At 66.0% G+C, this 15,010-nt stretch carries 8 protein-coding genes; 2 read left to right on the top strand and 6 right to left on the bottom strand.

The features are described 5' to 3' along the window. Positions 1–12 precede the first annotated feature (12 nt). Together AB1Z25_RS07025 and AB1Z25_RS07020 are read right to left on the bottom strand one after the other, a co-directional pair. Entirely contained in the window at positions 13–930 is a 918-nt protein-coding gene (locus AB1Z25_RS07025) for a bestrophin family protein (RefSeq protein WP_107800197.1), read from the bottom strand. A gap of 226 nt (positions 931–1,156) precedes the next feature. Continuing rightward, on the bottom strand, positions 1,157–2,056 hold the full coding sequence (locus AB1Z25_RS07020; RefSeq protein ID WP_486636881.1) for a LysR family transcriptional regulator: 900 nt from the start codon (positions 2,054–2,056) through the stop codon (positions 1,157–1,159). A gap of 127 nt (positions 2,057–2,183) precedes the next feature. Here AB1Z25_RS07020 and AB1Z25_RS07015 point away from each other — a divergent pair, with 127 nt between their 5' ends. Both AB1Z25_RS07015 and AB1Z25_RS07010 read left to right on the top strand, forming a co-directional pair. Next, positions 2,184–2,942, top strand: a complete 759-nt coding sequence (locus AB1Z25_RS07015) for an SDR family NAD(P)-dependent oxidoreductase (RefSeq protein ID WP_227103989.1) — start codon at positions 2,184–2,186, stop codon at positions 2,940–2,942. A gap of 204 nt (positions 2,943–3,146) precedes the next feature. Then, positions 3,147–6,992, top strand: a complete 3,846-nt coding sequence (locus AB1Z25_RS07010) for an EAL domain-containing protein (protein ID WP_486636880.1) — start codon at positions 3,147–3,149, stop codon at positions 6,990–6,992. A 108-nt stretch (positions 6,993–7,100) separates the two neighbouring features. Here AB1Z25_RS07010 and AB1Z25_RS07005 read toward each other — a convergent pair whose 3' ends face one another. The 4 genes from AB1Z25_RS07005 to AB1Z25_RS06990 form a co-directional block, all read right to left on the bottom strand. Then, positions 7,101–7,514, bottom strand: coding sequence for a hypothetical protein (locus tag AB1Z25_RS07005; protein WP_227107660.1), 414 nt, complete (start codon positions 7,512–7,514; stop codon positions 7,101–7,103). Positions 7,515–7,667: 153 nt separating this feature from the next. Next, complete coding sequence (locus AB1Z25_RS07000; RefSeq protein WP_107800202.1) at positions 7,668–8,732, bottom strand: beta-N-acetylglucosaminidase domain-containing protein; 1,065 nt, start codon at positions 8,730–8,732, stop codon at positions 7,668–7,670. Between the two features lie 185 nt (positions 8,733–8,917). Next, positions 8,918–13,465, bottom strand: coding sequence for a PAS domain S-box protein (locus AB1Z25_RS06995; RefSeq protein WP_486636879.1), 4,548 nt, complete (start codon positions 13,463–13,465; stop codon positions 8,918–8,920). A gap of 156 nt (positions 13,466–13,621) precedes the next feature. Then, entirely contained in the window at positions 13,622–14,908 is a 1,287-nt protein-coding gene (locus tag AB1Z25_RS06990; RefSeq protein ID WP_107800205.1) for a serine hydrolase domain-containing protein, read from the bottom strand. Between the last annotated feature and the right edge of the window lie 102 nt (positions 14,909–15,010).

The raw sequence follows: 15,010 nt of genomic DNA, 5'->3' as shown, positions 1-15,010 counted from the left end.
CGGCTCGATGGCTCAATACAGATAAATACCCTGCTGCGAAGGCGCCGGAGCCGCCACTTCCTCGCCCTGCATCTCGCGCAAGGAGGCTTCGATGCCGTGGCAGAGCGCGGACAGCGGCAGATCGTTGCCCTCCTTGCCAAACGGTTCCTCCAGCTCCTCGCCTATCACTTCCAGCGCCAGATAGGTGTAGGCGATGAAGACCGCGATCGCCGGCGTCAGCCAGCCTATGCTGGTGACCAGGCCGGCCGGCAGCAGCAGGCTATACACCGTGACGGTGCGGTTGAGCAGCACCCGGTAAGTGAAGGGAATGGGCGTGGAGGCGATGCGCTCGCAGCCGCCCAGCACTTCCGACAGCGAGTTCAGATTACGGTCCAGCGCATGCCATTGCATATCGCCCAACACGCCGTCGCCGCGCATGCGCGCGGCCAATTGCCCTAGCCAGGACAGGATCAGCGCCGGCTTGAAGCGCGCCGCCAACGCCTTGTCCAGAATCTCCTCCGGCAGCAAACGGCGCAGATGGGCGTCGGCGTCGTCGCCGCGCAACTGCGCCTTGAGCGCGTAGGCGAAGGCGCAACAGCCGTCTATCAGACGCCGCGCGTCCGCATTGTCCGGCGCCAGCGACAGAACCTGCCGCGCCAGCGAGCGGTTGACGATCAGCAAGCTGCCCCACAGCTTGCGCGCCTCCCAAAAGCGCTCGTAGCTGACCGAGTTGCGGAAACCCAGGAAGATGGCCAGCGACACCCCCATCAAGGTAAAGGCGGGAATGCTGAGCGCGGAGTCCGCGTGTTCGCTCAGCCACCAGCCGCGCACGGCGGCGGCGGCGATGGAAATGAAGAAGACCAGCAGCAGGCGCGGCATGATGCGCGGCAGCACCGAACCGTGCCAGACAAACAACAGGCGCAGCCAGGAAGAAGTGGATCTAACAATCATGGCGGGAATATGACGAAGTAAGAACGTGTTTACGATCTCGCGAGCTAAGGCGAGACAAGGCGAAAACCGCTGAGAAAGCGGAATGTACACACGGTACATGAGCATTTCGAAGGGGTTTTCAACGCCGTATCGCCAACGCGCAGCTGATCGTAAACAGGTTCTAAAATGGTTGACCGGCCTCCATGATAGGGCAGCTTGGCCCCGGCCCGCCATGTTTGCGCCCGATTCACACAAGATGCGGCGCCAGCGCCTCCGCCAGCCAATCCATGAAAACCTGCGCCCGGCGCGGCAGGTTGCGGCGGTGGGCGTACAACAGCGTGACCGGCATCGGCGCGGCGCGGTAGTCCGGCAGCACTTCCACCAGTTCGCCGCTGTCCAGCAAATGGCGCACGCCTGACTCCGGCGCCTGAATCAGGCCCAGCCCGGCCAGACAGGCGGCCTGGTAGGCGTCGGCGTTGTTGACGATGACGCTGCCGGCCATGGCCAGCCAATGGCTGCCGTTGCCGTCCCGCCACTCCCAGCCGGCCGGGCGCGCGCCCAGGGTGGAAACGTAGTGAACCAGCTGGTGCCGCGCCAGGTCCTCCAGGCCGGCCGGCGCGCCGTGACGCGCCAGATAGCCGGGGCTGGCGCAATTGAGCTGCCGAAAACGTCCCAGCGGCCGCGCCACCAGGCTGGAGTCGCCAAGCTCCCCCACGCGCAGCACGCAATCGAAACCTTCTCGCACGATGTCCACCTTGCGGTCGGTGCTGCTCAGCTCCAGCTCCAAACGCGGGTGGCGCTGCAGGAATTCGTCCAGCCTCGGCAATACCTGGTAGCGCGCCACGCCGCTGGGCATGTCCACCCTCAGCCGCCCGCCCAGCGCCTCCTCGCCGCGCTGGAACATGCTTTGCAACTCGTCCATGTCCGCCAGCACGTCCTTGCAACGCTCGTAAAAAGCCTGCCCGTCCTGAGTCATCTGCACTTTGCGCGTGGTCCGGTGCAACAGGCGCGCGCCCAGCCAGGATTCGGTCTGCTTGACCGCCACCGAGATGCTGGCCTTGGGCAGGCCCAAGCTGTCCGCCGCCTGCGTGAAGCTGGACAACTCGGCCACCCGGACAAAAATCTGCATCGCTTCCAGCTTGTTCATGCCGCCGCCAATTGTTATCAATATACGAACACTATAATTTAAATAATCATATTTGTTTATCAAAAACTATACAATAAACTGAGCTCATCGGGTCCAAGCCTGCACCCGCCCCCTACAGGAGATTCCCATGAGCAAGAAAATCGCAGTCATCACCGGCGGCAGCCGCGGCCTGGGCAAAAGCGCGGCCCTGCACCTGGCGCGCCAGGGCGTGGACGTCGTCATCACCTACCAAAGCCGCGCCGCCGACGCCGAGGCGGTGGTCGCCGAGATTCAAGCACTGGGCGGCCAGGCCGCCGCGCTGGCGCTGGACGTCGGCCAGAGCGCCGGCTTCGCCGCCTTCGCCGAGCGGCTGCGCCAGACGCTGGCCGAGCAATGGCGACGCGCCGACTTCGATTTTCTGGTCAACAACGCCGGCATCGGCATCCACGCCGCCTTCGCCGACACCAGCGAGGCGCAGTTCGACCAACTGATGAACATCCAGCTCAAAGGCCCGTTCTTCCTGACCCAGACACTGCTGCCGCTGATCGCCGACGGCGGCCGCATTCTCAACGTCTCCACCGGTCTGACCCGCTTCGCCCTGCCCGGCTACGCCGCCTACGCGGCGATGAAGGGCGGCGTGGAGGTGCTGACCCGCTACCTGGCCAAGGAGCTGGGGCCGCGCGGCATCGCGGTCAACGTCATCGCCCCCGGCGCGATTGAAACCGACTTCGGCGGCGGCCTGGTGCGCGACAACGAACAGGTCAACGCCCATATCGCCGCGCAAACCGCGCTGGGCCGCGTCGGCCGCCCCGACGACATCGGCGGCGCCATCGCCACCCTGCTCAGCGACGGCGCCGCCTGGGTCAACGGTCAGCGCGTGGAAGCCTCCGGCGGCATGTTCCTCTGAGCGTTGGAAGCCGCCCTCCCCAGCCGTCTAAGTGTAAGTACTTAGCACCGGATTTCCCCCGTGAAAGCCTTGCCTGGCAAGGCTTGCGCGGGGGCGGCCGCACGCCCGCGGCCCAGGCAACGCATTTGGCATACATATGACTTGCCCCCTCCGGCGACAGGAACTAATTTTTGAGTATCCCCAGCCCCGGAGAGTACCCGCCACATGCGCGCAGGCCTGAACCGCATTCTGTCCTTCGTCAGCGGACTGGGCTTGCGCGCTCAGTTGCTGCTGTTCGCGCTGGCCTGCCTGCTGCCCGCCGCGGCGCTGATCGGCATCGGCGCCTTCGAATCGGCCCGCGACATGCGCGACGCCGCTCAGGATCAGACCCGCGTGCTGGCCGACCAGGTGGACCAGGCGCTGGCGAGCAAGATCACGGAACTGGAACGCGTGCTGGCGCAGTTGAGCAGGCGGACGCCGATACGTCGCTTCGACTTCGATGAATGCGCCGTCGCGTTCCGCGACATCGCGCTGAGCTTTCCCTCCGCCACCCAGCTGACGCTCAGCAGCGCCACCGGCCTGCAAGTCTGCAGCCACGCGTCCAATCCCGCGGTCAGAACGCCGCCGACCAAGGCCGACTGGTTCCAGCGCGCGCTGGCGGCGCCCGGACTGATGCTCAGCGAGCCCTTGCTGGAGCCCGCCACCCAGCGCTGGGTGATAATGCCCAGCTATCCGGTGCGCGACGAGCAAGGCCGGCCCATTGGTCTGCTGACCGTGCAAATGGACTTGCTGACGCTGCAGGCCCAGGTCTTGCCCTCGACGCTGGACCGCAAGCTGACCATCGCGGTGCTGAGCTCGCAAGCGGCTTTTCTGTTGCGTTACCCCGATCCCGCGCTGTGGCACGGCAAAACCTCGATCAACGTCGCCCGCACCATCGCTCGCATCCGCGGCAACGCCTCCGGTTTCGAACTGGGCGTCGGCCGCGACGGGGTGTCGCGGCTTTACTCCTACCGCAAATTCTCCCAGGCCAACTGGCTGATCATCGCCGCGCTGCCGGAACAAGAGGTGCTCGCGCCCTACTACAGCCGCCTGCGCTGGAGCGCGGCCAGCGGCATCGTCACCTTGCTGCTCTGCGGCTTGCTGGCGCAAAGCTTCAGCCGCGCGCTGACGCGGCCGGCGCGCCGATTGGCCGAAACCGCGCAAGCGGTGGCCGACGGCGACGCGCAGGCGCGCGCCCCGGAACTGGGACCGCAAGAATTGCGCGCGGTGTCGCGCCAGTTCAACTTGATGCTGGACCAGTTGCAAACGCATGTCACGGCGATCCGCCTCAGCGAGATGCAACGCGCCGGCATCATCAACACCGCGATGGACGCCATCGTCACCATCGACGCCGATCTGAACATCATCCTGTTCAACCCCGCGGCGGAACAGGCTTTCGGCTATCGCGCCGAGCAGGTGCTGGGCCGGCAGATAGACATGCTGGTGCCGGAAGCGCTCCGGCCCGGCCACGCTCAGCGGATCCACGGCTTCGGCCAGAACGGCCCGGTCAGCCGCAGCCTGGCGCCGGCCGGCGGCGTGCGCGGGCTGCGCGCCGACGGCAGCGAGTTCTACGCAGAAGCCTCGGTGTCCCAGCTGGAGGTGGAAGGCCAGAAGTATTACACCGCCATCATGCGCGACATCACCCTGCGGCTGAAAACCGAACAGGAGCTCAAACGCCACAGCCAGCAGCTGGAGTCGCTGCGCGACATGGGCCTGACCCTGCTGTCCGCCGCCAGCCCGCAGCAAACCGCGCAGGAGGCCTTGCGCATGCTGGCGCAACTGGTGCCGTTCTGGGGCGCGTCGGCCACGGTGTTCGACTGGAGGCACGAGGAAACCATCTTCCTGGCGCTGGAGTGCGACGCCAAGGACGAGATCCCGATCGACAGCCGCTTCCCCTTCTCCAGCTATGGCTTGAGCGATCTGGAGCAACTCAAGCGCGGACAGCCCAGCTTCGTGCACGACATCACCACGCTGGCGCAGCCGCCGGCGCTGGTCAAATGGCTGCGCAGCCACGGCGTGCGCGCTTATCTGCGGCTGCCGCTGATGGCGGAAGGACAGTTGCTGGGCTCCTTGAACCTGGCCTTCCAGGAGGTTGCCCAGCATGGCTTCGAGCATCTGGAGATCGCCCGGGCCTTCGCCCAGCAACTGGCCATCACCTTGCAGCACTCCATGCTGCGGCTGCGCATAGAACGGCTCAACCGCGTTTACGCCATCCTCAGCGGCATCAATATGTTGATCGTGCGCTGCCACGACCGCCAGGAACTGTTTCGCGAAGCCTGCCGCATCGCCACCCAGAGCGGCGCGTTCAAACTGGTCTGGATCAGCATGCTGGACCGGAGCGACGGCGAACACCGCATCGCCGCGCTGCAAGGACAGACCGAGCCGCCTCCCAACGCCGACGCGCTGCTGCAACTGTCCGCCGCCGCCATCGCCAGCGGCGGCAACATCGTCTGCAATCAGCTTGGCTCGCCGCTGCCCTACGCGGCGCGCGAGCAATTGCTGGCGCAAGGCATCCGCTCGCTGGCCTGCCTGCCGCTGCCGCTGCCCGGACAACGCGCCGCCTCGCTGACGCTGTGCTCCAACGAAGCCAACGCCTTCGACCACGAGGAAATGCAGCTGCTGGCCGAACTGGCCGGCGACATCGCTTTCGCGCTGGATCACATCGAAAAAGAGGAAAGGCTGCACTTCCTGTCCTACTACGATGAGCTGACCGGCCTCGCTAACCGCAGCCTGTTCCACGAGCGCCTGGCGCAGCAAATCAGCTCCAGCCACCATGAACAGCGCCGCCTGGCGGTGATCTTCCTCGACATCGAGCACTTCAAATCCATCAACGACGTCTACGGCCGCTGGGCCGGCGACCAGGTGCTGCGCCTGCTGGCGGCGCGGCTGGAGTCGTTTACCGAAGAGGCCCGGCTGCTGGCCTGCGTCAAGATAGACCGCTTCGCGCTGATCATCCCCGAGGTCAAGAGCGAGGAGGACATCGCGCGTCAGGTGATGCAGTTGCAGGAACACTGCGTCGCCCAACCCATCGCCATCCTGGACAAGCAATTGCGCGTGTCGGCCAAATTCGGCATCGCCATCTTCCCGGAAGACGGCGCCGACGCGGAAAGCCTGCTGGAGAACGCGGAAGCCGCGCTCAAGCTGGCGCAAAGCACCAATGAGCGCTATTTGTTCTACCGTCAGGAGATGAGCGAACGCGCCGCGGTGACGCTGGAGCTGGAAAACCGGCTGCGTCTGGCGCTGGAGCGCCAGGAGTTCGTGCTGCACTACCAGCCCAAAGTGGACGCGGTGTCGCGGCAGATCGTCGGCGTGGAGGCGCTGCTGCGCTGGCAGAGCCCGGAGCGCGGCCTGGTGTCGCCGGCGCAATTCATCCCCTTGCTGGAGGAAACCGGCCTGATCCTGGAGGTGGGCGTCTGGGCCTTGCGTCAGGCCGCGCGCGACCATCTGCGCTGGCTGGAGGCCGGCTATCCGGCGCCGCGCATCGCGGTCAACGTCTCCCCGCTGCAACTGCGCCAGGCCGATTTCTCCGAACAGTTGCAACAGGCCTTGAGCGAAGGCGCCGCCGTGCCGGGCATAGACATCGAAATCACCGAAACCGTGGTGCTGGACAATCTGAACACCTGCGGCGAAACGCTGCGCCGCATCCGCGACATGCAAGTGGGCATTTCCATCGACGATTTCGGTACCGGTTATTCCTCGCTGTCCTATCTGGCCAAGCTGCCCACCCAGGAGCTGAAAATCGACCAGTCCTTCGTCCGCGCGATGCTGAACGATCAGGACGCGATGACGCTGACCGGCGCCATCATCGCGCTGGCCCATTCGCTGCAGCTCCGGGTGGTGGCGGAAGGCGTGGAAACCGACGAACAAGCCACCGCGTTGACGTATATGTTCTGCGACACCCTGCAAGGGTATCTGTTCAGCAAACCGCTGCCGGCGGCGGAGCTGGAACGCCGCTTCTGGCGCGAGCGGCCCGATCCCTGCGCCCCGCTGCTCAACACCGTGCAGCCCCCCGCCACCGCGCCGGCGGGCTGATTCCGCCCGGCCGGACGGCGCCCGATCCACGCCGCGAGCATGCAAAAAGGGAGGCCTGAGCCTCCCTTCGTCCCCGTTCGGGCCGCGCTGAGCGCGGCCTCTTTCAGCTTACTTGGCTGCGGAAGCCGCGGCTTTCTTGTGGGTCTTTTTGGCGGCGTGCTTCTTGTGCTGCGCCGGTTTCTTGGCGGCCTTGGCCGGAGCGGAAGCTTCCGCCTTGGCCGCTTGCGCTTTCTGAGCCGGAGCGGAGGCCGCTTGTTTGTGGGCTTTCTTGGCGACGTGCTTCTTGTGCTGCGCCGGCTTCTTGGCGGCCTTGGCCGGGGCGGAGGCTTCCGCCTTGGCCGCCTGGGCTTTCTGCGCCGGAGCGGAAGCGTGCTTCTTCACCGCCTTGTGCTGCGCTTTCTTGGCGGCGGGAGCGGCTTTGGCGGCCGGGGCGGAAGCCGGCTTGGCGGCTTCGGCGGCGAAACCGGCGGCGGAGCTCAGGGCGAAAGCGGCGGACAGTACGATCAGGCTCAGTTTTTTCATGATGACATTCTCCAGTCGGGTCAGGGGGGCGTCCGTCTGCTCAGTGCGGCCGCGACGCCAGGCTTTGGTGTTTCCTTGCTGCTCATCCTAGGCGTCCCGGCCCGCCCCCGTCTGTTAGTCAGTTGTAAAGGCATGTAACGCCAAGTAGCCTCCCTACTGAGTCTGCACCTCAAGCTCGCTGATCCGATACTCGCCATCCAGCCAGGCCACCACTTCGTGCGCGCAAGGGTGCTCCACCGCCGCGTAACGCGCGCGCAGTTCCGCCGCGCGCTCGCCCAGTTGATCCAGCCCCACGTCCTGCAGCAGCAGCAGATCCCGCCACAGCATGTCGGCCAGTTCCTCGCCGGCCACCACCTGGGCCGCCCGGCGCATCGAGGCGCCGTATTGATAGCGCGGCCCCAAGCGGTAGCTGTCCGCCAGCGTCAGCGCGGGAATCAGGCTGAGCGCGGCTTGCTGCGCCGGATTGATCCCATGCGCCGCCAGCAGCTCGGCGTTGGCCGCGGACCGCCCGGTGAAGCCGCGCAGGTGCAGGTATTGCGACATCCGCGCGCCGTCGTTCACCGGGTAGTTGTCCCACAACACCGGCTTGCGGCCCAGCCATTTGCCCACTTGCAGCAGGTGTCCAGGCGAGATTTCGCGCGAGCACACCTCCTCGCCGGTCCAGAAAATATCGATGTCCGGCGCCAGCCACTGGCCCAGTTGCTGCAGATAGCCGGCCGGGCGCTGGCCGAACACCCGGTCCAGCACCGGATCGCTGGAATAATAGCTGGGGCAGACCAACAAACGCTCCACCGCGCAGCGCTGCCGCACCCAGGCGACGATCTCCGCCTGGCGCTCCGCCAGATCGGGCAGATCGCCGCGCATATCGTCGAACAGGATGGCCAGTTGGCTGACGCCGATGCGCTGCAGTTGCTCCAGCTTGCGCGCCAGCGCCTGGCGGGCCTCGTCGTTGAAATCCAGATACGCTTCGTACGGGCTCAGCCCCATGCCGAAACCAACCTCCTGCCGCCGGCAATGAGCGGCGAACGCCGCCAGCCTAGCCTCCTGCTCAGCCGGGTAGTCCAGCTGCCACTGGCGGCGCAGATACGCGTCCGCTTTGGGCGCGTACAGATAGAAACGGTAGCCGTGCGCCGCCAGCGTGGTGACCAGCAGCTCCCGCTGCGCCCAATTCCACGGCTTGCCGTAGAAGCCTTCGATAGTGCCTAAAGGGATATTCATGTAGAGAAACCTTCCGCGTCCTCGGCGCATCGGCGCCAGCCTGCCTCGCGTCCAACGCCAGGCCGGATCTTCGCGCCCGGCCGGCGACCGGAATGGCCGCCGGCCATCGGAAAAAATGACTTCATCCTATTGATTGACTCAATAAGCTGCGCCAAGTTGCATGAAAAGGCCAGAATCTGGCGCGCTTATGCCATTGCCGGCAAGGCGTCCAGGGCCGCGCACAAGGCCGTCAGCTCCAGGCCCAGCGCCTGCATGCCGGGCATAGCCTCCTCAAGCCGCCCTTGCCGCAAGACGGCTTCCAGCGCGGCGGCCTCGGTCTGGATGCGGACCAGCCCCAAGGAGCCGGCGGCGCCTTTCAGCGAATGAGCGATACGGCATGCCTCCTCGCCCTCCTCGGCCCGCGCCAGGCCCTGCAGCCTGGCCAAGTCGTCGCGGTGCATGCCCGCGAATTTGCGCAGCAAGCGCTCAAAACGCTCCAGGTCGTCCCCGACGATGCGCAGGCCCGCCTCCAGGTCCACGCCGGGCAGCCTCATCAACTGTTCCCGGCGCCCGCTTTCCGGCGTCGGATCGACGCGGATCCTCTCGGGCGGAATCATCGACGGCAGCCATTTCAGCAGCAAGCCGAACAGCTGTTCCGGGTCCACCGGCTTGGCCACGAAGTCGTTCATGCCGACCTCCAGGCAACGCTGGCGATCCTCGTCGAAGGCGTTGGCGGTCATGCCCAGAATCGGGACCCGCTCCCAGCTCGGCATGGCCCGGATCCGGCGCGTCGCCTCCAAGCCGTCCAGCTCCGGCATCTGCACGTCCATCAGCACCAGATCGTATTCGCTCGCGGCGGCGCACTCCACGGCCTCGCGGCCGTTCCTCGCCAGCTCGGCTCTCAGGCCGACGCTGCCCAATAGCCAGAGCGCCACTTCCTGGTTGATCACGTCGTCCTCCACCACCAGCACCCGCGCGTCCGCGCGCAAGCGCAGTTCGGCCTCCACCTCGTCCGGCTCCACGCCGGCGGGCTCGGCCGCCACGCTCCGCCCCAGGGTCAGCCAGGCGGTCAGCCAAAACACGCTGCCCTGTCCTTCCCGGCTTTCCACCCCCACTTCGCCGCCCATCAAGGCCGCCAGCCGCTGGGTGATCGCCAACCCCAGGCCGGTGCCGCCGTATTTGCGGGTGGTGGAATCGTCCGCCTGCTGAAACGCCTGGAACAGGCCGGCCAGCTTGTCGGCGGGAATGCCTATGCCGGTGTCGCGCACCTCGAAGCGCAGCAGCAGGCGCTCGCCCTCGCTCCTCAGCAGCCGGGCGCGCAGGGCTATCGTGCCCCGCTCGGTGAATTTGACCGCGTTGCCGGCGTAGTTGAGCAAGGCCTGGCGCAGGCGGGTGGGATCGCCGCGCAGACACGGCGGCACGCCGGCGTAATCGATCTCCACGCGCAAGCCCTTGGCCTGCGCCGCTTCGTCGATCAGCGACCGCGCATGGTCGAACAGCGCCCCGACGGAGAAGTCGGTCCGCTCCAGCGACAACTTGCCGGCTTCGATCTTGGACAGATCCAGAATGTCGTTAATGATGGAGAGCAGATGCCCGCTGGCCACCAGCACCTTTTCCAGCTTGGCCTGCTGCTCCGGCCGCGGCTGGGTGCGCATCAGCAAGTGGGTGAAACCGATGATGGCGTTCAAGGGCGTACGGATTTCATGGCTCATATTGGCGACGAAGGCGCTCTTGGCCAGATTGGCCGCTTCCGCGTCCTCCTTGGCGCGCACCAGAGCCTGCTCGGTTTCCTTGCGCCGGGTGATGTCGGTGACGAAACCGATGATGGTGTCCGAGGCGCCCGGCGTGTCCGGCAAATAGTACAAAATCATCTCCACCGCCACCAGCCGCCCGTCCCGCGTTCTTTGCCAGGTTTCGAACTGCGCCCGGCTCTGTTGCCGCAGGCGCTCCACGGTGCGCGCGTAAAGGTCGGGCGTGGTGTCGGGCACGATGTCGGACACGTTCAGGCGCAGCATGTCTTCGATGTCGTAGCCCAGCAATTGCGCCGCGTAGCGGTTGACGTAGATCAGCCGCCCGCTGGCGACGTCCACCCAATGTATGCCTATGCCCACGCTGTCCATGGCGAACTGGGTCGTTTGCAGTTTGGCGCTGGTGGCGCGCACCTCGGCGGTGCGCATCGCCACCAACTCTTCCAGATGATGACGATGCTGGTCCAGTTCCAGGCCCAGGCGTTTTTTCTCGCTGATATCCTCCTGCAAGGACAGATAATGGCTGATTCTGCCGTCCGGCTGACGGATAGGCGAGATATGGGCGAAGTCCACATAGTCGCTGCCGTCCTTGCGCCGGTTGAACAGCTCGCCTTTCCACGGCTTGCCGGCCTGCAGCGCCTCCCAGAGTTCGGCATAGGTTTCCGCCGGGGTCAGCCCGGACTTGAGCAGATTGGGCGTTCGCCCCATCACTTCTTCCCGGCTGTAGCCGGTATTGCGGACAAAGGCTTCGTTGACGTATTCGATCCGCGTCTCCAGATCGGTGATGACGACGCTCTCCGGGCTCTGTTCCACCGCCATCGACAGCTGACGGATCCGTTCCGCCGCCTGCCGTCTCAGAGTGATGTCGCGGAAAGCGCCGTAGACCCCGCCGTCCGGCAGGCGGATCGCGTTCACTTCCACCGGCACCTCGGCGCCGTCCTTGCGCCGCAACAGCATCTCGGCGCTCAGCTGCTCGTCGGACAGCAGGCGCCGGAACAAGGACTGCGCGTCGCCCGCCGCAGAGTCGACGCTGAAATCGCCCACCCGCATCGCCAGGATTTCCGCTTCCTCATAGCCCAATAGCTGACAGGCTTGCAGATTGGCGTACTGATAACGCCCTTCCGCGTCCGCCACCAAGACCGCGTCGGCCGCATGATCCAGCACGCTGCGATACCGCGCTTCGGCGCTGGCCAGCGCCTGGGTTTTTTCACGCAACGGCCGTAAATCGTTATAGGTGCCGAAAAAGCCGCAAAACGCGCCGGACAGATCGTGCATGGCGGTGACGGAGGCGTAAACCGGGATGATTTCGCCGTTGCGGGCGACGCGGGCCAGTTCGCCGCTCCAGCGCCCTTGTTCCACCACCTGCCGTTCCAGCGCCGCCCGTTCCGCCCTCCTCGCCGGGTCGTCCGGGATGAAGCGGGAGATCGACGAGCCCAGCAAATCGCCCATCGGATACCCCATCAGTTCGCCGAACGCGGCGTTGACGTACAAGATGTTCTTGGCCGCGTCGGTCATCACCACCGGCTGCGCCGATTGATCCAGCGCTTCCGCCAGCCGGTGGCGCTCTTCTTCCATGGATTTGCGGACGGTGATGTCCTCGGTGAAGATCACGATGCCGCCGATGGATCCGTCGCGCGCATGCCATGGCCGCACTTCCCAGCACAGCCACTGCGCCGCGCCGTCCAGGCGCAGAAAGCGGTCCTCCTCCTCGCGTATCACCTCCCCGGCCAGCGCCCGCCGATGCACCTCCCGCCAGACGGCGGGGACTTCCGGAAACACCTCATAGTGGGATCGGCCGATGAGCGTCTCGCCGTCCAAACGGTAATCGTCGAGCCAGCGGCGGCTGGCGGCCAGATAACGCATGTCGCGATCGAACATCGCCAGCGCCGCCGGCGCGTGCTCGATGAACAGCGACAGCCTTTCCTCGCTCTCCAGCAAGGCGTTTTCCATGGCCTTGCGCTCGGACACATCCTGCATCGCGCCGCGCACCGACACCACCTTGCCGTCCGCCAGCACCGGTCTGCCGGACACGCGCACCCATTTGCGCCGGCCGCTTGCGCTCAGCAGTTGCAACTCCAGATCATAGGGTTCGGCTTCCTCCACCACCCGGCGCACGGCCTCCTCGATGCGCTGTCTGTCTTCGCCGTGGAAAAAACTCAGTCCAATGCGGGTGTTGATCGGCTCGTCGGCCGGCAGATCGTGAATGCGGGCCACTTCCGAGGTCCAGCCGCCGTCCCCGCTGGCGGGATCGAACCACCACCCGCCCACCCGGGCGATGGCGCTCATTTCCCGCAGCCACTCCTCCCGCTGCCTCTGTTCCGCCTCGGCGCGCTTACGCGCGCTGATGTCGGAGGCGATGCCGCACACCGCGTAGGCTCGCCCCTTGGCGTCGCGCAGGGGAAACTTGTACACCAGATAGGTGTGCGGGCCATCGTCCTGCGGCACCGTCTCCTCGTATTCGCGCGCCTGCCCGCTGCTCAACACCTCCAAGTCGGCGCTGCGCAAACTGGCCACCACCTCCGGCGGGAACAGATCCTCGTCGCGCAAGCCGCGCATGGCCTCCGCGCTGATATGGAACAACTCGGGATAGCGCTGGTTGACCAATAGATAGCGGCCGTCCACGTCCTTGACGAAAATCACCGCGGTGGAGTTGTCGATGATGGCGTGCAACAAGGCCTGCTGACGCGTCAGTTCGCTCTCCGCCCAGCGCGAACGGCGGCTGATCAGGCGCTGGCTGAACAGGCTCAACATCAAGCCGCACAGCGCGAACAGGACAATGGAGGCGGCATCCGCCGGCCGGGCGATGGCGAAGCTCCATTGCGGGGGGATGAACAGATACCAGACCAGCGGCACCGACAAGGCGGTGGCGACCAGGCCGCCGGCCAGCCCGCCCAGCATGGCGGAGAGGAAGACGGCGGGATAAAACAGGAACCAGGCGTAAGGGCGGACCCAGTCCCACAACAGCCATTGCGCGGACAGGGCCAGCAAGGGCACCAGAGCCCCCATCCCGCACGCGCGCCATGGAAAGACAGCGAGAAAGGCCCGGAAACGCCACCCCCGCGCCCCTTGTTTAAAGTCCGTCAATTCTCGGCCTCGACTCGAAAGCTGGCTTGGTTTTGTCTGTTCTCACGATAGACCACGCCATCCCGCCGGACAAACCGCCTACTGCCGCCGCAGACGCCTGGTCACCCCCTCCGCGTCGCACCATTGCAAGGTCCCTTCCTCTATCAACAAGGTCTCCGGCAGCACGGCGGCGCGCGCCAGTTGCGGCGTCTGCGCCGTCACCGTCAACGGGTAGGCGATGGGCAGGTCGTAACGGCGCGGACTGCGCGCATAGCAGCCGTGCTCGTTGTAAAACAACTCCAGCCACGCCCCTTCCCCGTTCTCATAGCGACCGGGGACGAACAACTGCTCGTCCGGCTGCTGCCGTCCCGGCGGCGGCAGCGCTTCCAGCGTTTCTCCGCTGGCGATGCGCGCCAAATCCCTGCCCAAACGCTCCACCGGCGAGCCGAAGGCGTTGGTCAGCGCCACCACGCCGCCGCCACCGGGCAAGACGCTCATGAAGGCGAAGAAGCCGTTGACGTCGCCAAAATGCTGGGCCAGCCGCTGCCGGCGGCCGGCCAGCGTCCAGTCCTCGCCGTAAAACCCGTAGGCGTACTCCAAGGCCCCCACGTCCAGCATCAAGGCCGCCAGCCGGGCCGGCAACGCCTCTCCCCGCTGCAGGGCCTCCAGCCAGCGGCACAGATCGCCGGCGCTGGAGGCCAGATCGTAAACGCCCCAGGCCACCGACATGTCCATAGGTTCCGCGTAGCGCCATGGTGCTCCCGGATGCAGGCCGCGCGCGGCTTGCGGCAGGATGACGCGGCCGTCGTCGACATAGGTGCGCTCCAGGCCCAGCGGCCGGAACAGGTATTGCTGCCGATAGCTGGCGAAGTCCTGATCCGCGACCCGCTCCACAATGGCCGCCAGCAACAAATAGCCGGTATTGCTGTAAGCGTGGGCGATGCCGGGCGGGCAGGCCGGCGGCAAGGCGTGCGCCCAGTCCAGCAGTTCCTGCGGCCGGTGCGCCAGCCGCATCCGCGTCGGCCAATACTCGGCCGCGCTGGTGAAATTGGCGGTGCCGGCGCTGTGATTCAGCAATTGATGCAGGCTGATGCCCGCCGCATTGGGGAAATCGGGGAAGAAGCGCTCCAGGCTGTCGCTCAGCTCCAGCCGCCCCTGGGCCACCTGCTGCAGCAAGGCGGCCGCGGTGAAGCTCTTGCTCAGCGAGCCGATGCGAAACACGGTGTCCTTCTCGTTGGCCACGCCCAGGCCGGGATCGGCCATGCCGCCGGCCACCGCCACCCGTTCGCCGTCGGCCAGCGAGACGGCGGCCACGCCGTGCAGGCAGCCCGCCGTATTCCAGGAACGCAGATACGTTTGCAAAGCGGCCGCCGTATTCATGCCCATGCCCGTCCCCCTCCGTCAGGATCCTATCGACGCCTAGCGACATCGCGTCGCCCACACATCACTATGGTTGCTTTCCCCGCCGCTCGCCATGCCTTCCCGCGG

This window comes from Chromobacterium sp. HL1 (assembly GCF_057418835.1).
Note: the sequence above shows the minus strand (reverse complement) of the source record. Positions and strands in the feature narration are given on the sequence as shown.